This window comes from Novosphingobium naphthalenivorans NBRC 102051, assembly GCF_001590985.1.
Lineage (GTDB): Bacteria > Pseudomonadota > Alphaproteobacteria > Sphingomonadales > Sphingomonadaceae > Novosphingobium > Novosphingobium naphthalenivorans.
The window spans coordinates 94,913-114,282 of record NZ_BCTX01000004.1; the positions used below are offsets into that span (position 1 = coordinate 94,913).

Annotated in this window: 21 protein-coding genes; 20 read left to right on the plus strand and 1 reads right to left on the minus strand. The window is 66.0% G+C overall.

The window, feature by feature from the left end:
• Positions 1-5 precede the first annotated feature (5 nt).
• Positions 6-869, plus strand: a complete 864-nt coding sequence (motA, locus tag NN5_RS02645; RefSeq protein ID WP_067732504.1) for a flagellar motor stator protein MotA — start codon at positions 6-8, stop codon at positions 867-869.
• Position 870: 1 nt separating this feature from the next.
• A complete protein-coding gene (locus tag NN5_RS02650; RefSeq protein WP_067732505.1) occupies positions 871-1,710 on the plus strand; it encodes a flagellar motor protein MotB in 840 nt (279 codons plus the stop codon).
• A gap of 899 nt (positions 1,711-2,609) precedes the next feature.
• Here NN5_RS02650 and NN5_RS02655 read toward each other — a convergent pair.
• Positions 2,610-3,434 carry a flagellin N-terminal helical domain-containing protein gene (locus NN5_RS02655; protein ID WP_067732506.1) on the minus strand — a complete coding sequence of 275 codons (825 nt, stop codon included), beginning with the start codon at positions 3,432-3,434 and terminating at the stop codon, positions 2,610-2,612.
• Positions 3,435-3,703: 269 nt separating this feature from the next.
• Here NN5_RS02655 and NN5_RS02660 point away from each other — a divergent pair, with 269 nt between their 5' ends.
• The 18 genes from NN5_RS02660 (at position 3,704) to NN5_RS02745 (ending at position 19,246) form a co-directional block, all read left to right on the plus strand.
• On the plus strand, positions 3,704-4,993 hold the full coding sequence (locus tag NN5_RS02660; protein WP_067732507.1) for a sigma-54 interaction domain-containing protein: 1,290 nt from the start codon (positions 3,704-3,706) through the stop codon (positions 4,991-4,993).
• Complete coding sequence (fliE, locus tag NN5_RS02665; RefSeq protein ID WP_067732508.1) at positions 4,990-5,373, plus strand: flagellar hook-basal body complex protein FliE; 384 nt, start codon at positions 4,990-4,992, stop codon at positions 5,371-5,373. The genes NN5_RS02660 and fliE overlap by 4 nt, the downstream gene beginning before the upstream one ends.
• A gap of 6 nt (positions 5,374-5,379) precedes the next feature.
• Positions 5,380-7,164 carry a flagellar basal-body MS-ring/collar protein FliF gene (fliF, locus tag NN5_RS02670; protein WP_067732509.1) on the plus strand — a complete coding sequence of 595 codons (1,785 nt, stop codon included), beginning with the start codon at positions 5,380-5,382 and terminating at the stop codon, positions 7,162-7,164.
• A complete protein-coding gene (gene fliG, locus NN5_RS02675) occupies positions 7,164-8,171 on the plus strand; it encodes a flagellar motor switch protein FliG (RefSeq protein ID WP_067732510.1) in 1,008 nt (335 codons plus the stop codon). Before fliF ends, fliG begins: the two co-directional genes overlap by 1 nt.
• Positions 8,164-8,820 carry a FliH/SctL family protein gene (locus NN5_RS02680; RefSeq protein WP_067732511.1) on the plus strand — a complete coding sequence of 219 codons (657 nt, stop codon included), beginning with the start codon at positions 8,164-8,166 and terminating at the stop codon, positions 8,818-8,820. The genes fliG and NN5_RS02680 overlap by 8 nt, the downstream gene beginning before the upstream one ends.
• On the plus strand, positions 8,814-10,136 hold the full coding sequence (locus NN5_RS02685) for a FliI/YscN family ATPase (RefSeq protein WP_067732512.1): 1,323 nt from the start codon (positions 8,814-8,816) through the stop codon (positions 10,134-10,136). Before NN5_RS02680 ends, NN5_RS02685 begins: the two co-directional genes overlap by 7 nt.
• A 37-nt stretch (positions 10,137-10,173) precedes the next feature.
• Positions 10,174-10,599 carry a hypothetical protein gene (locus tag NN5_RS02690; RefSeq protein ID WP_067732513.1) on the plus strand — a complete coding sequence of 142 codons (426 nt, stop codon included), beginning with the start codon at positions 10,174-10,176 and terminating at the stop codon, positions 10,597-10,599.
• Positions 10,600-10,633: 34 nt separating this feature from the next.
• Positions 10,634-12,193, plus strand: a complete 1,560-nt coding sequence (locus tag NN5_RS02695) for a hypothetical protein (RefSeq protein WP_067732514.1) — start codon at positions 10,634-10,636, stop codon at positions 12,191-12,193.
• Between the two features lie 26 nt (positions 12,194-12,219).
• Positions 12,220-12,813: a flagellar basal body-associated FliL family protein gene (locus tag NN5_RS02700; RefSeq protein WP_067732515.1), complete on the plus strand. Its 594-nt coding sequence runs from the start codon at positions 12,220-12,222 to the stop codon at positions 12,811-12,813.
• A 19-nt stretch (positions 12,814-12,832) separates the two neighbouring features.
• Entirely contained in the window at positions 12,833-13,729 is an 897-nt protein-coding gene (locus NN5_RS02705; protein WP_245656165.1) for a FliM/FliN family flagellar motor switch protein, read from the plus strand.
• Positions 13,730-13,749: 20 nt separating this feature from the next.
• Positions 13,750-14,064, plus strand: a complete 315-nt coding sequence (fliN, locus tag NN5_RS02710; RefSeq protein WP_067732516.1) for a flagellar motor switch protein FliN — start codon at positions 13,750-13,752, stop codon at positions 14,062-14,064.
• 7 nt (positions 14,065-14,071) lie between these two features.
• Positions 14,072-14,350, plus strand: a complete 279-nt coding sequence (locus NN5_RS02715) for a flagellar biosynthetic protein FliO (protein WP_067732517.1) — start codon at positions 14,072-14,074, stop codon at positions 14,348-14,350.
• Positions 14,347-15,132, plus strand: a complete 786-nt coding sequence (gene fliP, locus NN5_RS02720) for a flagellar type III secretion system pore protein FliP (protein ID WP_084384692.1) — start codon at positions 14,347-14,349, stop codon at positions 15,130-15,132. Before NN5_RS02715 ends, fliP begins: the two co-directional genes overlap by 4 nt.
• Positions 15,133-15,139: 7 nt before the next feature.
• Positions 15,140-15,430 carry a flagellar biosynthetic protein FliQ gene (locus tag NN5_RS02725; protein WP_067732518.1) on the plus strand — a complete coding sequence of 97 codons (291 nt, stop codon included), beginning with the start codon at positions 15,140-15,142 and terminating at the stop codon, positions 15,428-15,430.
• The gene (fliR, locus tag NN5_RS02730; RefSeq protein WP_067732519.1) at positions 15,427-16,209 is read left to right on the plus strand and encodes a flagellar biosynthetic protein FliR; all 783 of its coding nucleotides are present in this window, start codon (positions 15,427-15,429) and stop codon (positions 16,207-16,209) included. Before NN5_RS02725 ends, fliR begins: the two co-directional genes overlap by 4 nt.
• Positions 16,206-17,342: an EscU/YscU/HrcU family type III secretion system export apparatus switch protein gene (locus NN5_RS02735; protein WP_067732520.1), complete on the plus strand. Its 1,137-nt coding sequence runs from the start codon at positions 16,206-16,208 to the stop codon at positions 17,340-17,342. The genes fliR and NN5_RS02735 overlap by 4 nt, the downstream gene beginning before the upstream one ends.
• A gap of 76 nt (positions 17,343-17,418) precedes the next feature.
• Positions 17,419-18,873, plus strand: a complete 1,455-nt coding sequence (gene fliD / locus NN5_RS02740) for a flagellar filament capping protein FliD (RefSeq protein ID WP_067732521.1) — start codon at positions 17,419-17,421, stop codon at positions 18,871-18,873.
• 1 nt (position 18,874) lies between these two features.
• Complete coding sequence (locus tag NN5_RS02745; protein WP_067732522.1) at positions 18,875-19,246, plus strand: flagellar export chaperone FliS; 372 nt, start codon at positions 18,875-18,877, stop codon at positions 19,244-19,246.
• The last annotated feature ends 124 nt before the right edge of the window (positions 19,247-19,370 follow it).

A 19,370-nucleotide genomic window follows, 5' to 3' on the forward strand; every position in this document is an offset into this window, starting at 1 on the left:
TAACCATGTTTGCAATCATCGGCGTCGTTATCCTGCTGGTGATGGTGTTCGGCGGCTTCGCGATCACCGGCGGCGCGCTCGGCCCGGTGCTCGAAGCGATTCCGCACGAGCTCATCATCATTGGCGGCGCCGCCGTGGGGGCAATCGTCACCGGCAACTCGATGCACGAGATCAAGGCGCTCGGCGCCGGTTTCGCACGCGTGTTCAAGGGGCCGAAGCACAACAAGCAGGATCATATCGATGCGATTATCCTGACCACCCGTCTGATGCGCATCCTGCGCTCGGAAGGCCCGGTGGCGCTGGAAAGCCATGTCAACGATCCCAAGACCTCCTCGCTCTTCGCCGAATTCCCCCGCATTCTCGGCAACGAAGCGCTGGTCCACCTGATCTGCGACACCCTGACGCTGATTGTCGTCTCCTCCGGCACGCTGGAAGTCCACGCCGTCGAGGACGTCATGGACAACGCCATGAAGACTCACTTCCACGAGCTGCACGAACCCCAGCACGCGCTGCAGACGCTGGCCGATGCCCTGCCCGCGCTCGGTATCGTCGCGGCCGTTCTGGGCGTCGTGAAGACCATGGGCTCGATCGACAAGCCGCCTTCGATCCTGGGCGGCATGATCGGCTCGGCGCTCGTCGGCACCTTCATGGGCGTGTTGCTGGCCTACGGCATTGTCGCGCCGATGGCCGGACGCCTCAAGCAGGTGAACGAGCAGGACGAGCAGATCTTCCACGCCGTCAAGCAAGTCATCATCGCCTCGCTGCACGGCTGGCCGCAGCCGCTGGTGGTCGAATCGGCCCGCTCGGGCCTCGGCCACGCGTTCCGCCCCGGCCTGTCCGAACTGCTCGACGCCATGAGGGGCCGCTGAGATGGCCGCCAAGCGGGGCAAGAACGAGCCGCCCAAACCAATCATCGTCAAGAAGATCACCGTGGTTGCCGGCGGCCACCACGGCGGCGCGTGGAAAGTCGCCTATGCCGACTTCGTGACGGCGATGATGGCGTTCTTCCTCCTCTTGTGGATTCTCGGTGCGACCACCGAAAAGCAGCGCAAGGGCATTGCCGACTACTTCACGCCGACGCTGGTCAAGAACAAGGACGCCTCCGCAGGGTCGGGCGCCGGCCTGCTGGGCGGTTCCTCGCTTGTCGACGCCGACGATTATCCGCACCGCGCCGGCCAGACCGGCACCAAGACGCTGACCATTCCGCGCGACGCCACCGGCGGACCGAAGGAAGGCGGCACTAAGGTCAAGCGCACCATGCGCGCCAAGGAAGCGGTCACGAAAAAGCTCGAATCGACCCGGCGCCTGCGCCAGCTCGCCAAACAGGTCCGGCTCGTCGACACCACTGAGGGCGTGCGCATCGACCTGGTGGACGACGCCGACTTCTCGATGTTCCGCATGGGCACCACGGTGCTGACCCCCGAGGCCGCCGAACTGATCAGCGCGCTCGCCGAGGCCGTCGGCCCCGATGCTGGCCAGCTCACCATCCGCGGCCATACCGATGCCCTGCCGTACAAGGCGGATGTCCGGGGCAACAACTGGTCGCTCTCGGCCGGCCGTGCCGAAGCGACGCGCCAGGCCCTGATGCGTGATGGCATCAGCGAGGACCGGTTCAAGCGCATCGAAGGCGTGGCCGACAAGGAACTGCTGATCCCGGACAATCCGCAGGATCCGCGCAACCGCCGTATCTCCATCACGCTGCTGGACTGATCCGGCGCCGGCCCTGTACCCGGATCCGGCCATCACGGCCGCGATCCGGTTGCCGGGCCACGCGTCCGGCCGCCGCGCCATGGCGCTCGAACGAAAGGGAGAGCGTGCCTGGTGCAACCGGACCGGAATCCGGCCTTCCCACCCTCCGTGCTCTCTACGAAAGCTTTACTGACGGCGCTCTTCGGATCGACCGTGAGGTCTGGTTGACCATCTGCGCCGGGCACGCCCGCTGGCGCTCGCCCTGTTTCGAGGCCGAAAAGCCTTGCCGCACTGGCAGCCCCCAACATCCGTCTCGACGCACGGTGCAGGGGTAGCTCGCCAATCGTCCTCACGTCCGTAAGCGCGAGTCCCGCCCCGATCGGCCCGATGCCGTTCTCACTGGCCCGGCACGCAACCGGATAACCATTCGCGAACGTGTTGGGAGGCTTATGCGGACGCGTCCTCGCGCATGGGAAACGCGCAAGGACAAAGCAGCGATGGTTGGCCCACCGGACAGTCGGCTGCGTGAGGAAGAGGTCCACCGGCGATGGTATTAACGATGCATCCGCAAGGCGGCCTTGTCCGAACGCCAAGAGCTGACCGGCTGACGATAGCCGTGTTTGACCCTACTGGGTCATGCCCGGCACCATCCGTGTAACCGGCAGCGCCGCTAGGCGCATCGCCAAGTCCACAACGATCGCGGGCATTTTCGGGAAAGGGGGCAGTCTGGGGCCCGCTATGTCAGAGAACCCCTCCGGCAAAGCGGCCGCTCCGAACCTGCGTGGGAGACCATCGCCACCGTATGGCGAAGGTTCCCTGTGCCTATCCTGCAGACACGAAAAAGGGCCCGGCGGTCTGGGGAAACCCACCGGGCCCGAAAACCTGCTTGGTTAGGGCAGGCTGGTTAACTAATTTTTAGATTAGCGCAGCAGCGACAGGACGTTCTGCTGGCTCTGGTTGGCCTGCGAGAGCATCGCGGTCGAAGCCTGCGAGAGGATCTGCGCCTTGGCCATCGCCGTGGTTTCGCTCGAATAGTCGGCGTCCTCGATCCGCGAACGCGCGTCCGAGAGGTTCGTCACGTTGTTGGTCAGGGTGTTGATCGCCGATTCGAGGCGGTTCTGGCCGGCACCCAGCGAAGCGCGGGTGGAGTTAACGTCCGCCAGAGCAGAATCGACGTTGTCGATGGTGGTCGAAGCGGCCGTCGAGGTCGAAACGTCCAGAGCCGCCGACGTGATGTTGGTGCCGTCGATCGCGGTCGACGTCAGCGTGATCTTCTCGCCCGAGTTCGCACCGGTCTGGATGTCGAAGGAGACGTCCGAACCCGACGTGGTCGAGAACAGCGCGTTGCCGTTGAACTTCGTCTGCGAGAGCACGTCGCCGATCTGGCTGGTGAGCGCGGTCACTTCCGACTGCATCGCCGCACGGTCGGAGTCCTGGTAGGTACCCGAGGACGACTGGACCGAAAGTTCACGAACGCGCTGCAGCATGTTGGTAACTTCCGACAGAGCGCCGTCGGCGGTCTGGGCCAGCGAGATACCGTCGTTGGCGTTACGGATGCCCTGGCTCATGCCCTTGATCGACGAGGTCATCGAGGTGGCGATGGCGAGGCCGGCGGCGTCGTCCTTCGAACCGTTGATACGCTTGCCGGTCGACAGGCGCTCCATGACCGTGCTCTGCATCTTGCTCGCCGAGTTCGAGGCGTTCATCGCCTTGATCGCCGAGATGTTGGTATTGATAACTGACATTTCAAAGCTCCCGTTAGGTGTCCCGAGATCCGGGCAACCTGACCGGCCCATCCGGCACGGCTGCCACTGCATAGACCGGCAACGGACCGGCAAAATTAAGCCGCTTCGTTGCCGGTTTCTTGCCGGGGGCTTGCCGGATGGCCTGCAGACCCTTGCCGCATAACGGCAAATTTAGGTGTTAATACGAGGCCTTAAATTTCCGATCTCTTGGCCGTTAGGCCCACATAAACACCCTCGGAACTGGTTAATTCCACGGGGGAAATCGAGACATGGCCGCTCTGGCTCTTAACGATGAATTTGCGCGCCGGCATGGTCCGCTGGTCAATCGCGCGGGGGCGATCGCGACGTCGTTGTTCGACTGCACCGCGATCGATCTGCGCGACGCGAAGGATACTGCACCGGGCAATCCGAATGCGCGCACCGTGCGTCTTGCCCGCGGCCACATGCCCGCCCTGAGCCGCGCTGCCGATGGTGAAATCAGCCTGACTTACGGCGACGGCGTCAGCGAAGCCTCGCTTGCCATGCTGCTCGCCGCCATGTCCGGCCCCGCCGAACCGATCGCCGCCGATCCCGAAAGTCTCTCGATTTTCGCGCTGGCCGACCGTCTGGCCACCAGCGACATCCCCGTTCTGATCAATGGCCCGACCGGCACCGGCAAGGAAGTGCTCAGCCGTTTCATCCATGCCCGCAGCGACCGTCGCAACGGCCCGTTCATCGCCGTCAACTGCGCGGCGATGCCGGAAGCCATGCTGGAGGCCATGCTGTTCGGCCACCAGAAGGGCGCTTTCACCGGCGCGACCCAGGCCAGCGAAGGCTTCATGCGTGCAGCCGACGGCGGCACCCTGCTGCTCGACGAAATCGCCGAGATGCCGCTCCAGCTTCAGGCCAAGCTGCTGCGTGCGCTCCAGGAACAGGAAGTCGTGCCGATCGGTGCGACTCACCCGATTAAGGTTAACGTGCGGGTAATCGCTTGCGCCAACCGCGATCTTCCGGCCGAAGTTGCCGAAGGCCGTTTCCGCGCCGACCTTTACTACCGCCTCAATGTCTTCCCGCTGACGCTGCGCCCGCTGCGCGAACGTCCGGACGACATCGCGCCGCTCGCCTTCGCCATGGCCCTGCGCCATGCGCCCGATCCGGCCCGCGTTCCGGTGCTGACCGAAGGCGCCCTGGCCATGCTCAAGCTGCACCAGTGGCCGGGCAATGTCCGCGAACTCGAAAACGTCATGCGCCGCGCCCTGCTGCTGGCTCACGGCAAGGACCTGATCGCCCCCGAAGATATCGTCTTCGACAGCCCGGCCCGTCTCGTTGCCGCTCCGGCGCCGACCTCGATGGAAGCCCTCGCGGCTGCCGCGGCCGCCGAAGCGCCCCGCCGCCTGTCGAGCGTCGTCCAGATCTCGGAAGCCCGCGCGATCATGGAAACGCTTGAGGCCTGCGGCGGCAACCGCGGCCGCGCCGCCCGCGAGCTCGGCATTTCGGAGCGCACGCTTCGCTACCGCCTCGCCTCGCTGCGCGAGGCCGGCATTGAGATCGGCCGCACTGCGGTCGGCGGCCGGCGATGAGCGGGATCTCTGGCATCGGCGGTGGCGCCGGCGGTGTCCAGCAGATCATGCAGATGCGCCAGCAGATCATTCAGCGCAACGATCTGCTCAAGCAACTGCATTCCACCCAGGGCGCCGACGCCACTGCCGTTGCCGGCCCGGCCCAGACGCAGGAGCCCGCACAGGGTTTCGCCGATACGCTGAAGAATGCTCTGGACGGTGTGAGTTCGGTGCAGGCGAAAGCCGACGGGCTGACCGAAGCCTATCAGAAGGGCGAAGTGACCGACGTCGCCAAGGTCATGCTCGCCCGCCAGGAAGCCGGTGTTGCCTTCGAAGCAACCCTGCAGGTTCGTAACAAGCTGTTGTCCGCCTATCAGGACATCATGCGAATGGGGGTCTGATAAGACATGTCCGATCTCGTTCCCGCTACTCCCGATGGTGCGCCGGGCGCCGGTCTTCCGGCGTCCGCCTCCCTGTTCGCCCCGCTCATGAACCCGGCCGGCGGCAGCGTGCTGACGCGCCTTTCCGCGTTTGGTGCCCAGCCTGCGATCAAGAAGATGCTGCCTGCCTTCGTCGGCCTCTCGGCAGTCGGCGGCGCCCTGCTGGCCTGGAGCGCGCTGACGCCCGACCCGCAGCGCACGCTCTATGCCCAGCTCGACGACAGCGATCGCGCGGGCGTCGCGGCCGCGCTCGATCAGGCATCCATTCCCTATCACATCGACAACTCGACCGGCGCCCTGACGGTTGCCGACAGCGACTATTACAAGGCCCGGATGCTGGTCGCCTCCAACGGCTCGCTGGCAACGCCCGAAAGCGGCGACCAGGTTCTCGACAAGCTGCCGATGGGGGCCAGCCGCACGCTGGAAGGCGAACGCCTGCGCTCTGCCCGCGAGCATGACCTGCAGCTGACGATCGGTGAGATCGACGGGGTCGATTCGGTCCGGGTCCATCTGGCCGAAGGCGAGAAATCGGTCTTCGTGCGTGACAACGTCGCACCGTCCGCATCGGTCATGGTGCGCATGAAATCCGGCCGCCAGCTCAGCGACAGCCAGGTTTCCGCGATCGTCAATCTGGTCGCAGGCTCGGTGCCCGGTCTCTCGCCAGACGCCGTTCGTGTGGTCGACCAGCACGGCCGCCTGCTGTCCGACAGCAGCGGCAATACCGATTCCGACCGCCTTGACTTGCAGGCGCGCATGGAAAGCAAACTGCGTGAACAAGTCTCGCAGCTCCTGCGCCCGGTCCTTGGCGAAGGCAACTTCACTTCGGAGATCCAAGTCGATCTTGACATGAGCGAAGTCACCGCCGCGCGCGAAAGCTACGACAAGGATGGCGTCGTGCGCAGCGAGTCCGAGCAGCAGTCGCAGTCCACCGGAGCGAGCCAGGCGCCCGTCGGCGTCCCCGGCGTGCTCTCCAACACGCCGCCGCCCACCACGCAAGCCACTCCGGGAGCACCGCAGGGCACCCAGCCCACGCCGGCCGCGACCCCGCCGACGAGCGGCGAATCCTCCTCCACCCGCACTTATGAACTGGGCCGCGAGGTTTCGGTCTCCAGCAATGGGCCAGGTTCCATCAAGCGCCTTTCGGTGGCCGTCGCCATCAGCGCCGATGCCATGAAGGGCGCCAAGCCGCAGGATCTCAGGGATCTGGAAGCGCTGGTCAGTGCCGCGGTCGGCGCCGATCCCCGGCGCGGCGACCAGGTGAAAGTCGTGACCCGCAGCTTCGAGCCGGTCTCTGAAGATGCCCTGCCCTTCTACGAAACCAGCTGGTTCGCGATGCTCGTGCGCAATGGCGCGGCGGTGCTGGCCGTGCTGCTGGTTCTGCTGCTGGGTGTGCGCCCGGTGATCAAGGCCCTGCGCGGCGACAAGCCCGCGAAGGACGACAAGAAGGCGAAAAAGGCCAAGAAGGGCGCCTCGGACGAGGACGATGATGAAGAGAGCGAGGATATCGAAGGCGAAGCCGCCGGAGCCGCCGCTCAGGACAGCCCGCCGGCCACGGCATCGCTGATCCACCCGAACAGTCTGCTCGGTGCGGAAGGCGTGAACATCGAGATGCACCGGTCCGAACTTCTGACCCGTCAGCTCGACCTGGCCCAGCGCCTCGTCTCCGAACAGCCCGCCAGCGCCGTCGCTGCCTTGCGCCAGATGCTGAACGAACCGCCCTCCGAGGATGAGACCAAGCAGGAAGCCGCGTGATGAGTGAAGTCGTTCCCCTGCGCGCAGCTGACAGCGCCGCTGTCATGATGATGCTGCTGGCTGAAGACCAGACGGCCCGCATTCTCTCCGAGCTCGAACCGGACGAGCTGCGGATGCTCGGCGAGAAGATGTGCGCTCTGGGCGAAATCAGCCCGGAAATCATCGCCCAGGCCATCACCGGCTTCGTCGAGAAGACCGAGAAGCTCGGCCTTGTCGCCCACAACCGCGTCGGCCAGGTCCGCTCGATGATGCACCGCGCCATCGGCGAGGTGAAGACCGAGAACCTGATGCGCCGGATCGTGCCCGAGGAACCGAAGACCTCGACGCTGGAACTGGCGCGCTGGCTCAATCCGGAAGCGCTGGTGCCGCTGGTGAAGGACGAGCATCCGCAGACCATCGCAGTGCTGCTGATCCAGCTCGACCCCGAAGTCGCGGCCGAAGTGCTCCACTCGCTTCCGCCCGAAATCCAGCCCCAGATCATTCACCGCATCGCCACGCTGGGCCCGGTTGCGCCGCCCGCGCTGGAAATGCTGGAGGAACTGCTGAACCAGCGCATCACCGAATGCCACGGCCAGCGCCCGCTGCAGATGGGCGGTGCGCGCGAGGCGGCCGAGATCATCAACGGCACCGGCAAGGTTACGGAAAAGCGGATCATGAGCGAGCTCAACAAGCTCGACAAGCCGATGGCCAAGAAGATCGAGGAAGAGATGTTCAAGTTCGAGCACCTCTTCGTGCTCGAACCCATGGCGATGGGCGCCCTGCTGCGCGATGTCCCGAGCGACACCCTGATCGACGCCCTGAAGGGTATCGGCGAGGAAGAACGCACCTTCTTCTTCCGCGCCATGTCGAGCCGCGCCGCCGATGGCGTGAAGGACGAGATCGCCGCACGCGGCCGGACCAAGCTGGCCGATGTGGTCGCTGCGCAGAAGGAGATCGTGACGATCGCCCGCAAGCTGGCGGCGGAAGGCACGATCGTGTTCGGTTCGAGCGACGACGATTATGTCTGACCTCGGCTTTCCCGTCCCAAAACCCGAATTCAGTCTGCTGGAGGCTTTCGCCAGACCGGGCGGGTTCCGGCCGGACAAGCGTTTCGAGGCGCTGCTGGATGCGAACGCACCGCAGCCTGAGCCGGAACCCGAACCGGCTCCGCCCCCTGAACCGGCCGCCGCCGCCGAAGAGGAACAGCCCGATCCGGTCGCCGAGGCCTTTGCCCAGGGTTTTGCCGCAGGCCACGACCAGGCCCAGACCGAAGCGCAGGCACGCGCCGCCGAAGACGCGGCTGCGTTCGAAGGGCTGAAACTGGCGTTCGGCCGGCTCGACGCGGCTCTGGAAGAAGAATTGCGCCTGCGCCTGCGCGATACCGTCGTAGCCCTGTGCGAAGCCGCGCTGGCCCCGCTCGCCATCGACGAGGACGCGCTGATGCACCGCATCACCCGCGCGGCATCGATGCTGGCGCGGGCGGACGACGAGCGCCTCGTCCGGCTTCACCCGGACGACATCAAGCTGATCGCTCCGCAGCTCTCGCGCGAATGGCACGTCAAGCCTGATGCCACGCTGGAGCGCGGCACCGTGCGCATCGAGAGCCAGAACGGCGGCGTCGAGGATGGCCCCGCCACCTGGCGCCTCGCCATTGCCGAGGCGATGCACGAATGCTGAAGCTCTGGGATTCGATCCTGACCGACATGTCCGGCGAGCAGATCGACCTCGCCCCGCGCCGGTTCGGCCGAGTGGTCGCCTGCGACGGCGGCCTGCTCGAAGTGAGCGGCCTGTCCGTGCCGGTGGGCGGGATGTGCCGCATCGCCCATGGCGGCAACCTTTCGATTTCCGCCGAAGTCATCGGCTTCCGCAACGGCCGCACGATGATGATGCTGCTGGGCGACACGATCATGCTGCGCCCCGGCGCCCGCGTCTGCCCGCAGGGCCGCCCCGGCATGTTGCCGGTGGGAGACGGCTTCCTCGGCCGCGCGGTCGATGGCGAAGGCCTGCCGATCGACGGCGGCCCGCCGATCCACAGCCGCATGGAATGGCCCGCCGGCGGCGTGCGCACCTCCGCGCTCGATCGCAGCCCGGTGCGCGAGACCTTCGACACCGGCGTGCGCGCGCTCAATGCCCTCACCACTTTCGGCATCGGCCAGCGCATCGGCGTGATGGCCGGCTCAGGCGTCGGCAAGTCGGTGCTGATCGACATGATCGCGCGCGGCTCCAGCGCCGACATCGTGATTGTCGGCCTGATCGGCGAACGTGCCCGCGAAGTCTCGGACTTCGTGGAACGGCACATGAATGCCGAGAAGAAGGACAAGACGGTCGTCGTCGCGGTTCCCGCCGACCACGCGCCGAACCTGCGCCTGCGCGGCGCGATGCTGGCGACTTCGATGGCCGAGCACTTCCGTGCGCAGGGCAAGAAAGTCCTGCTCATCATGGACAGCCTCACCCGCGTCGCCCACGCCGCGCGCGAGATCGGCCTGCTGCTGGGCGAGCCCGGCGCAGCGCGCGGCTATCCGCCTTCGGCGCTCGCCACGATCACCAAGCTGGTGGAGCGCGCGGGCAATTCGGCGGCGACCGGCGGTTCGGTGACGGGCCTCTACACCGTGCTGGCAGACGGCGACAATCAGGACGATCCGGTGGTCGATACCGCCCGCTCGATCCTCGACGGCCATATCGTGCTCTCGCGCGCCCTCGCGCAGCGCGGCCAGTATCCGGCGGTCGATATCGCCGCCTCGCTCAGCCGCGTGATGAACGACATCGTGCCGCCGCAGCATCAGGAGCTGGCCCGCGAATTCCGCGCGCTGACGGCAAGCTACGAAGCCAACCGTGACCTGGTGCTGATGGGCGCCTACCGTGCGGGGGCCGACCACAAGCTGGACCGCGCGATTGCCATGCACGACCTGCTGTCCGCGTTCCTGAGCCAGTCGGCACGCGAAACGATCAATCTCGCAGACAGCGCCGCGCAACTGGTGGCGCTGCTGGGATGATGGACATGCACGCCGCGCCCCGTCGTGAGATCTCGCCGTGAAGGAAGAGAAACAGCGCCTCGCCCGGCTGAAGCGGCTCGAAAAGATCCGCGCCATTGCCAAGCAGACGGCAGCCGTCGAAGCCGCGCAGGCGGAAAGCACACTCACGCAACTGCGCTCGCTGTCCGAACGGACCCGGCAGATGGCTTCCGACTATGCCAGCCGCCGCGAGGCCGCCGATGGCGCCTCGCTCCGCCAGCTCGGCCGCTTCGTCGTCGGGCTGCAGGCGCTCAGCCGCACCACCGATGGCGACGCCCTGCGCGCGCAATCGATCGCCGATGCCAAGCAGCGCGAACTGGCCGAAGCCGAACGCCGCCGCGCGGCCATCGAAGAACGCGCGGAACTGCAGGCGCGGCTGATCGCGAAAGCCTCGGAACAGCCTGTTCTTACAAGCAGAAAGGGATCTGGCACGGATCTTGATTAGTGTTCTGCGACGCCAGAACAAGGACCCGTTCCACATGATCCAAACCGCTGCCACCTCACCCTCCGCCGGCCACACCCAGGCTGCGGGCAAAGCGCACGGCTCTGCCGTGAACGCTGCGGGAGCGGGCAGCTTTTCTGCGCTTCTTGATCTTTCCGGCAGCCTCGATGCCGCGCCCGAGGAAGCCGCACCGGCTACCGAAACCGACGCCAGCACCGTCCTTGCCGCACTGCTGGCGTCGGTTGCCGGCGGCAATACCGGCAAGGCAACCGGCAAAACCTTGCCGGGTGCGGCCGGGGACGCTGCCGCGAACACCAATGGCGAGACCGAAACGACTGCCGATACCGATGCGGACGCCGAAACGGCCTCTTCCGACGCGGCACTGGACCCGGCTGTCCTGTCGCTTGCGCTTGCCGGTGTTCTCCCGCTTCCCGTCAAGCCGCAGTCCGGCACCGAAGCCACGGCGGCCAATCCGCCTGCGGCCGCCGGCACTTCCACGCAATCGACCGCCAGCCTGATGGCGGGAACTGCCGCCGTCGCGATGGCCCCCGCCTCCGCCCAGCAGGCGCTGGCAGCGCAAGTGCAGGGCCAGGTGCAGGCACAGGGACAGACCGCGGCTTCCGCCAAGGGCACCGCGAACGCCCCCGCGCTTCCCGATGTCGCACTGGCGCCGATCACGATCGTTGCCGAACAGCCGGCAGCCCCTTCCGCGACGGCAAGCGATACCGTGCCCGCCATCGCCGCGCAGCTCGCCACCCGCCCGCAAGTGACCGCAGCGGCCTCGTCCGCGCAACCGGCTTCGGGCGCGCAGACGCTCCAGACCGCCCAGGCGGCCCAGACTTCGCAGCCGGTGCAGCAGGCCCAGACCGTACAGGACAGTGCCGCGTTGCAGACCGCTTCGTTCACGCCGCGCGCCGCCCGCAGCGAGACGGATCAGCCCGAGACCGGCTCGCTCAAGGCCGCTGACAAGCTGGAGACGCCTGCCCGGACGGAACAGGCATCGCCGCTGGCGCGCATGATCGAGCCCACGCAGATCACGGTAGCCACCCCGGCAACGGCGGACACCACGCCGGCGCCGGTCGCCGTGAGCACGCCTTCCACCAGCGCGGCGGTGGACGGCCCTCAGGACTTCTCCACGCTCGTCTCGCGCCTTGCCGAAGCGCGCGAAGCGGCGAACCCGAATCTCGTCAAGACGGCGATCAATCACGCCGAATTCGGCCAGATCTCGCTGCAGTTCCGCCACGAGGACAACGCCCTTTCCGTGACCATGGCGAACGCCGATCCGGGCTTCGCCAGCGCCGTCCATGCGGCCGCCAGCGCCTCGCTCTCGGGCGGATCGAATGGCAACGGCAGCGATTCCTCGCAGCAGCAACAACAGCAGTACACCCCGGCCTCCTCCCAGAACCAGACGGCCGCCAACGGCACCGGTGCAGGGATGGGCAATGGCGCCGGACAGAATTCGCAGGCCCGCGCCGATCAGGCCGGGCAATCGATGAACCGCGGACAGGGAACGGCATCCCTTCCGCACGATCAGGAGGCGTCCGCGCCCCGCCAGTCCCGGGACGGCACCCGGCGCGCCGGCGGCATCTACGCCTGATCCTTTCGAATACCAGGGGAACGTAAATGAGTGACAAGAGCAAGGACAAGGACGCCAAGGGCAAAGGCGGCAAGGGCAAGCTGATGCTGATCCTCGTCGCCGTAGGTATGCTCGCGATCGGCGGCGGCGGCGTGTTTGCCCTCGTTGCGACCGGCGTCATCGGTGGCAGCCATGCCAACGAGCCCAAGGAGCGCGGTCCCCAGCTCGTCCGCAAGGGTGAGGAAGATCCCTACATGCCCAAGACCAAGGAAGGCGAGGGCGAAGGCACCGCGATGGAAGTGGAAGGCGAGGGCGGCGACGAATACCGCACTGCCTACTACACCTTCACGGAAGACTTCACGTCGAACCTCAAGGACTCCGACGCGCTGATCCAGACCAGCCTGGCCTGCTCCACCCGCCGCGATGGCCGCGTGCTGATGTGGCTGAAGAAGCACGAACTGGCGATCCGCTCGCACCTGCTCCAGATCCTGGCCGATACGCCCGAAGACGATGTCTACACGATGCAGGGCAAGGACAAGCTGCAGAAGCGCATGACGGCTGCGATCAACCAGGTCCTGATCCAGAAGGAAGGCTTCGGCGGCGTCGACGCCGTCTACTTCCGCACTTTCATCATCCAGTAATCCGGCCGCCTGAACCGCCATGACCATGACTTCCGCAAAATTCGGCCAGAGCCGCAAGGCCAAGCACTGCTCCGAGCTGCTTGGCACCGGCCCGTCGATCGACGAACTGGTCCCGGCCCTTGCGCTGCTCGGCGAGCGGCTGGCCCGCATCCTGCCCGGCCACCTCTCGCCTTTCGCCGGTGGTGAACCGCCGCTGGTACGCATCGGCATGCCGATGGACTGCAACCTCGCCTCGATCGCCGCAGACATCGAAACGCTGGCCTCGCACACACTGATGGCGGTTGGGCCCAAGGGCCTGCCGATGCTGGCCATTTTCGAGGCGCCCTCGGTGTTCCGGCTGATCGACCGGGCCTTTGGCGGGCGCGGCGACGTGCCCGACGAATTCCCCGACAGCTTCCCGCTGTCCGCCGAACTGCTGCTGGGCCGCCTTGAGCAGGCGCTTTGCGAAGCCCTCGCCACGACTTTCGGCGGCCAGGAAGAACACAAGGTCCGCGCGATGCGCCGGGACACCAGCCTGCGCTACCTCAACCCGTTCGACAAGCGCCAGGACCTGCTGCAGCTCTCGCTGGAAGTGGAAGAGCCCGGCGTGGAGCCCTGGTCGTTCTCGCTGGCCTTCCCCCAGCCGACGCTGGCCGCCGTCACTACCGAGCCGCGCCACCCGGTCCGCCGCAAGGCCCGCCAGGGCACGCCCGACCCCTCGGCCGAGCCCTACGGTTCGATGCCGGTTCCCGTTACCGCCGTGCTGGTCGACATGACCATCGGCTTCTCGCGTCTTTCATCCCTCAAGCCCGGCGATGTCCTGCCGGTGGCTATCGCCCGTTCGGTCCCGCTGCAGGTCGACGGACGCACCATTGCCACCGGCACCATCGGTGAAGTCGAGGACCGCGTCGCGGTCCAGATCCAGCAAGCATTCTGACATTCGGAAAGATTGATCCCATGACCATGCATTCCCGCGGCCTTGATTTCCTTCGCGATGTCGATGTCCGTCTCTCCGTCGAACTGGGGCGCACCCAGATGAAGCTCAAGGACGTCCTTGCGCTCGGCCCCGACAGCCTTGTCGTGCTCGACCGCCTGACCGACGAACTGCTCGACGTGCTGGTGAACGGCAAGCCCATCGCCAAGGGCGAAGTGGTTTCGCAGAACGGCCGTTTCGGCCTGCGCATCGTCGAGATGGTCGGCGTCGAGGAGACTGCCCCGGCGCAGAACTCGATGGCCATTTCCGACACAGACGCCGACATCGCAGGGGCCTGATCCTTCCATGCTCTGGTACATCCTCAAGCTCATCATCATGCTGCCGATGATCGGCCTCATGGCATGGGGCGCGCTCAAGCTGGCGAAGAAGATGCAGGACAAGGCCGGCATCGGCGCCGGTTCGAAATCGGTCCGCATCGTCGAGACGACCATGCTCTCGCCGACGCTGAAGCTGGCGGTGCTCGAATTCCACGGCCGCGAGATCCTCGTGTCGGTCTCGCGCCAGGGCCTGACCCGCCTCGCCGAAGCGCCGGCACGCGAACGCAGCGAGGGTCTGCCCCAGTGAAGCGCATCTTCTCCCTGATCGCGGCGATCCCCGCCGCCCTGCTTCCGGTCGTAGCCTTCGCCCAGGCGCAGGCTCCCGCGGCGGCTTCCGCACCGACCGCGATTCCCGGCGCGCTCGACCGCGCCTTCGGCTCGCTCGGCGGCACCGAAGGGCCGGGCATGAACCTGTCGCTGCAGCTCCTGCTCATCATGGGGCTGCTGACGATCCTGCCCAGCCTGATCCTGATGATGACCAGCTTCACGCGCATCCTGATCGTGCTGTCGATCCTGCGCCAGGCGATCGGCCTGCAGCAGTCACCGCCCAATCAGGTGCTGATCGGCCTGTCGCTGTTCCTCTCGCTGTTCGTGATGTCGCCCACGCTAGACCGGGTGAACCAGGTCGCCATCGCTCCTTATGCCGCCGACCAGATCAACGCCGAGCAGGCGATCCAGAACGCGGGCGGGGAATTCCACGCCTTCATGATCCGCCAGACCCGCCAGCGCGACCTGATGATGTTCGCCGACATGGCCAAGGCGCCCAAGTTCCAGAGCAGCGCAGATGTGCCCTTCTCGATCCTGCTGCCAGCCTTCGTCACCAGCGAGCTCAAGACCGCGTTCCAGATCGGCTTCATGCTGTTCCTGCCCTTCCTGGTGATCGACATCGTCGTTTCCTCGGTCCTCATGTCGCTGGGCATGATGATGATGAGCCCGATGATCGTCTCGCTGCCCTTCAAGCTGCTGCTCTTCATCATGGTCGATGGCTGGGCGCTGCTGATGGGCTCTCTGGCATCGAGCTTCGGATAAGCCCCGCGTGGAAGACATCTCCGCCCTTCTGGCCCTTGCCGACAAGATGCTCTGGGTGGCAGCGCTGGTCGCTGCCCCGGTGCTCCTCGCCGCGCTGGCCATCGGCCTTGTGGTCGGCATCATCCAGGCCGCGACCTCGGTGAACGAGCAGACCCTCACTTTCGTGCCCAAGCTGGCGATCATTGCTCTCGTGCTGGTGCTGTTCGGCAGCTCGATGATGACGCTGATCGCCGACTTCACGCAGGAAATCTTCACGCAGATCGCCACGATCGGCCAGGCCGAGCAGGTGGCGCCGTGATCAATCTGGACTTCGGCTATGGCGCGCTCGAAGTCGAATTCTGGCGCTTGCTGTTCGTCATGACGCGGATCGGTGCCGCGCTCCTGGCCGCGCCGCTGTTCGGCTCCGCTTCGGTTCCCGCGCAAGTGCGGGTGATCGGCGCCGGCGCCATCGCCGTCATGATCTGCGCCTGGACGAACGTTCAGGCCCCGCCCGCCCTGTTCTCTCTGGCCGGAATGCTCAGCGTCGCCGGCGAAGTGCTGGTCGGCCTCACGCTCGGCTTCGTGCTGCAGCTGTCCTTCGCTGCGCCCATCATGGCGGCCGAAGTCATCGGCGGCGGCATGGGCATGAACATGGCGATCGCGGTCGATCCGACCTCCGGCACCCAGTCCCCGGCGCTTGGCCAGTATTTCATGGTGGTGCTGACGCTGATCTTCCTCGCGCTGGGCGCCCACTTGCAGTGGTTCGCGCTGCTGGTGGAAAGCTACCGCGTGTTCCCTCCGGGCCACACCTGGCTCGGCCCGGAACGCTTCGCGATGGTTGCCGGTTTCGCATCGCAGATGTTCGTCACGGCCGTCACCATCGCGCTGCCGGTCACGCTGGTGCTGTTCATCGTTCAGATGATTACGGGCGTGCTCAGCCGCTCGGCACCTTCGCTCAACTTGTTTTCGCTGGGGCTACCGGCTGGCCTGCTGGCCGGCATTGCCGCCCTGATGCTGTCCACCCCGGTGCTGACCGATCTTGTCACGCGCCTGTCCGCTGACGCCATCACGGCAACTTCCGAGGTCATGGCCAAATGAGCGAGTCCAGTGGCGAAAAGAGTTTTGCGCCAACAGAAAAGCGCAAACGCGACGCCGCCAAAAAAGGCGACGTCATCCGTTCGCGCGAACTCGCCACGGCAGCGGCCGTCGGCATCGGCGCAACCTGGCTGCTGATCGCCGGTCCCTGGCTTCTCGATCTCCTGCTCGGCAACCTGCGCGCCGGTTTCACCTGGGACCGCGCCTCAATCATCGATTTTGCGCCCGGCCAGATGCTGATGTCGGCGATGCTCGCGGTCCTGCCGCCAGTCGCCATCCTCGGCTTAGCAATCATCGCATCCTCGCTCATTTCGCAGCTCGGCTTCGGCGAAGGGCGCTGGAATGCCGGCAACCTCGCCCCCAAGGCTTCGCGCATCAATCCGGCCTCCGGCCTCAAGCGCATGTTCGGCCCGAACGGCCTGATCGAGCTGGGCAAGGGCCTGCTCAAGATCGGCCTGCTCGGCACGATCGCATGGGTCTGGGCCAGCGGCCGCCTGCCGACATTCGCCCGGCTCGGCCGCGGCGACTTGTTCGAGCAGCTTTCCTGGGCCTGGCACGGCATCATCACGCTGCTTTTCTGGCTGGCCGCCGGACTGTTCCTGATCGCCATGATCGACCTGCCGGTGCAGCTGTTCCGCCGCATGTCGCGCCTCAAGATGACGCTCCAGGAAGTGCGCGACGAGCACAAGGACTCCGAAGGCGCCCCCGAAAAGAAAGCCGCGATCAAGGAGCGCCAGCGCCAGATCGCCATGGGCGGGCTGGTCCCGGCGATGAAGGAAGCGCAGTTCGTCATCACCAACCCGACGCACTTCTCGGTCGCTTTCGCCTACGATCCGGAAAAGCACTTCGCGCCTGTCGTCATTGCCAAAGGGCGCGGCGACAAGGCCATGGCCATGCGCGAGCTGGCGGCCGAATATGCCGTGCCCATGCTCGAATATCCCTCGCTGGCCCGTTCGGTGTTCTACACCACCCGCGAACGCGAGGCGATCCGCGAGGAGCACTACGTCGCCGTCGCCGCGATCCTTGCTTTCGTCCTGGCCATCAAGCGCGGCGAGAAGCGGGCCGCCCCGCAGGTCACGGTGCCGGTCACTCTGCGCTTCGACGCCGACGGCCGTCTCGACCCGGCCAGCGTGTGAGAATGACGATGTTGGGAAACCACGGAAATCCGTCTTCGTCCCTTAACCGCCCCCTGGAAAATCCGTCCTAGAAGCCATGACCACGACAACCAGCACCACCAGCACGAGCACGGCGAGCACTTCGCTGAAGACGACGTCCATCGCAACGCTGCTCGGCGCGGGCAGCGGTATCGACATGGCGGCGCTGGCGAACAACCTTGCCACGGCCCAGTTCGAGTACCGGACTTCGGTGCTGACGACCAAGCAGGACACGCTCAACACCAAGATTTCGACAGCCTCCGACATCAAGTCGCAGCTGCTCGCTCTCGACACCTCGCTGGGCACGCTCGTCCGCTCGGGCGACCTCGCTCGCACACCGAGCGTCGCCAACAGCTCGGTCGCCACGGCAACGCTGTCGGGCACCAGCCAGCCCACCGGCACATACTCGCTGGAAGTCAGCCAGATCGCCAAGGGTCAGCAGCTCGCGAGCACCGCTTACGCGTCCTCCGCCAGCACGACGGGCTCGGGCACGCTCACTCTGCGTTTCGGCACAGTGTCGGGCAGCAGCTTCACCGAGGACACAAGCCACGCCTCGGTCGACATCACGATCGCGGCCGGCGCCACGCTTGCCGATGTCGCCAGCGCCATCAACGCTTCCGGCGCCGGTGTGACGGCCTATATCGCCAATACCGCCAGCGGCTCCCAGCTCGTCATGAAGGGCGCGGAAGGCGCCGCCAACGGCTTCATCCTTGAAGCGACGGAAGATGCGGCCGATCCGGGCCTTTCCAACCTCGCCTGGACGCCCAGCTCCGGATCGGGCACGCTGCTGGCAACAGCGCAGGATGCCTCCTACACCATCGATGGCCTGTCCTACACTTCGGCCTCGAATACCATCACCGATCCGGTTCCCGGCCTGAAGCTACAGCTCACCGGCACCAACGTGGGATCGCCGACGACGATCAGCTTCAGCGATCCGTCCGACAGCATCAGCAGCTCGATGCAGGACTTCACGGATGCCCTCAACGAGGTGATGTCCTCGCTGAACACGGCCACGGCGCTCGGCGGCGACCTCGCCAACGATTCCGGCGCCCGCCTCCTCAAGCAGTCGCTGATGCAGCTGGCCGGCACGACCGTCATGCCGAACGCCACCGGCGCGGCCAAGACGCTTGCGGACCTGGGCCTCTCGACCCAGCGCGACGGCACCTTCTCGCTCGATACGGATCGCCTGAAAGCCACGCTGGAAGCCGATCCCGAAGGCGTGGCCGCGATGTTCACCAACGGCCTCTATGGTGTCTATGCCACGTTCGACAAGATCTACCGTTCGGCGTCATCGACCACCAATACCGGCTCGCTTGCCGGGTCGATCACGAAGTTCAACTCGCAGCTGACCCAGATCGGCGAAGACCTCACCAAGGTCGCCGACCAGCAGGAAGCGCTGCGCGCCCGCCTTGCCTCCCAGTTCACCACCTCCGAGAGCCGCATCGCATCGCTGAAATCGACCCAGACGATGCTCCAGAGCCAGATCGACGCTTGGAACAATTCGAGCAGTTAATATGTTGCTGCAGCAATCCCCCCACGAAGCCTACCGCCGCGTCGATTTCGACGCCCGTGTAACCGGCGCCAACCCGGCCGAACTCGTCCATGTGTGCTACGAGCATCTCATCGGCGCGCTCGGAACCGCGATTCACGCGCACCAGAACGGCGACAACGGTCTCAAGAGCCGCTCGATGACCCGCGCTCTCACCGCGATCACCGCGCTGCAGATGGGCGTTTCCCAGGAGGGCGGCATGGGCGAAGCGCTGAACCAGTTCTATGCGGCCGCACGCCGCACCATCCTGGACTCCGCCGTCGCCTTCGATGCCAAGCAGATCGCGACGATGCGGACCGACTTCGCCGAGATCAGCCAGGCCATGAAAGCCGGATAAGCCTTGCCGAAGAGGGTCATGTGAACCCGTTTCGGGGGCATTTCCGCCAAGGACTGCCGCGATACCGCGCGGACTGAAGCAGCCGGTCGTTCGATTCTGGAGCAGGTACGCCGGGCAGTTGCCG

What these genes read in the sequence shown, in the direction of transcription:
- NN5_RS02650 (WP_067732505.1), top strand. Translation starts at nt 871, where the DNA reads ATGGCCGCCAAGCGGGGCAAGAACGAGCCGCCCAAACCAATCATCGTC.
- NN5_RS02680 (WP_067732511.1), top strand. Translation starts at nt 8,164, where the DNA reads ATGTCTGACCTCGGCTTTCCCGTCCCAAAACCCGAATTCAGTCTGCTG.
- fliE (WP_067732508.1), top strand. Translation starts at nt 4,990, where the DNA reads ATGAGCGGGATCTCTGGCATCGGCGGTGGCGCCGGCGGTGTCCAGCAG.
- fliD (WP_067732521.1), top strand. Translation starts at nt 17,419, where the DNA reads ATGACCACGACAACCAGCACCACCAGCACGAGCACGGCGAGCACTTCG.
- NN5_RS02745 (WP_067732522.1), top strand. Translation starts at nt 18,875, where the DNA reads ATGTTGCTGCAGCAATCCCCCCACGAAGCCTACCGCCGCGTCGATTTC.
- NN5_RS02660 (WP_067732507.1), top strand. Translation starts at nt 3,704, where the DNA reads ATGGCCGCTCTGGCTCTTAACGATGAATTTGCGCGCCGGCATGGTCCG.
- fliN (WP_067732516.1), top strand. Translation starts at nt 13,750, where the DNA reads ATGACCATGCATTCCCGCGGCCTTGATTTCCTTCGCGATGTCGATGTC.
- NN5_RS02695 (WP_067732514.1), top strand. Translation starts at nt 10,634, where the DNA reads ATGATCCAAACCGCTGCCACCTCACCCTCCGCCGGCCACACCCAGGCT.
- NN5_RS02685 (WP_067732512.1), top strand. Translation starts at nt 8,814, where the DNA reads ATGCTGAAGCTCTGGGATTCGATCCTGACCGACATGTCCGGCGAGCAG.
- NN5_RS02705 (WP_245656165.1), top strand. Translation starts at nt 12,833, where the DNA reads ATGACCATGACTTCCGCAAAATTCGGCCAGAGCCGCAAGGCCAAGCAC.
- NN5_RS02655 (WP_067732506.1), bottom strand. Translation starts at nt 3,434, where the DNA reads ATGTCAGTTATCAATACCAACATCTCGGCGATCAAGGCGATGAACGCC.
- NN5_RS02715 (WP_067732517.1), top strand. Translation starts at nt 14,072, where the DNA reads ATGCTCTGGTACATCCTCAAGCTCATCATCATGCTGCCGATGATCGGC.
- fliF (WP_067732509.1), top strand. Translation starts at nt 5,380, where the DNA reads ATGTCCGATCTCGTTCCCGCTACTCCCGATGGTGCGCCGGGCGCCGGT.
- NN5_RS02700 (WP_067732515.1), top strand. Translation starts at nt 12,220, where the DNA reads ATGAGTGACAAGAGCAAGGACAAGGACGCCAAGGGCAAAGGCGGCAAG.
- fliG (WP_067732510.1), top strand. Translation starts at nt 7,164, where the DNA reads ATGAGTGAAGTCGTTCCCCTGCGCGCAGCTGACAGCGCCGCTGTCATG.
- motA (WP_067732504.1), top strand. Translation starts at nt 6, where the DNA reads ATGTTTGCAATCATCGGCGTCGTTATCCTGCTGGTGATGGTGTTCGGC.
- NN5_RS02735 (WP_067732520.1), top strand. Translation starts at nt 16,206, where the DNA reads ATGAGCGAGTCCAGTGGCGAAAAGAGTTTTGCGCCAACAGAAAAGCGC.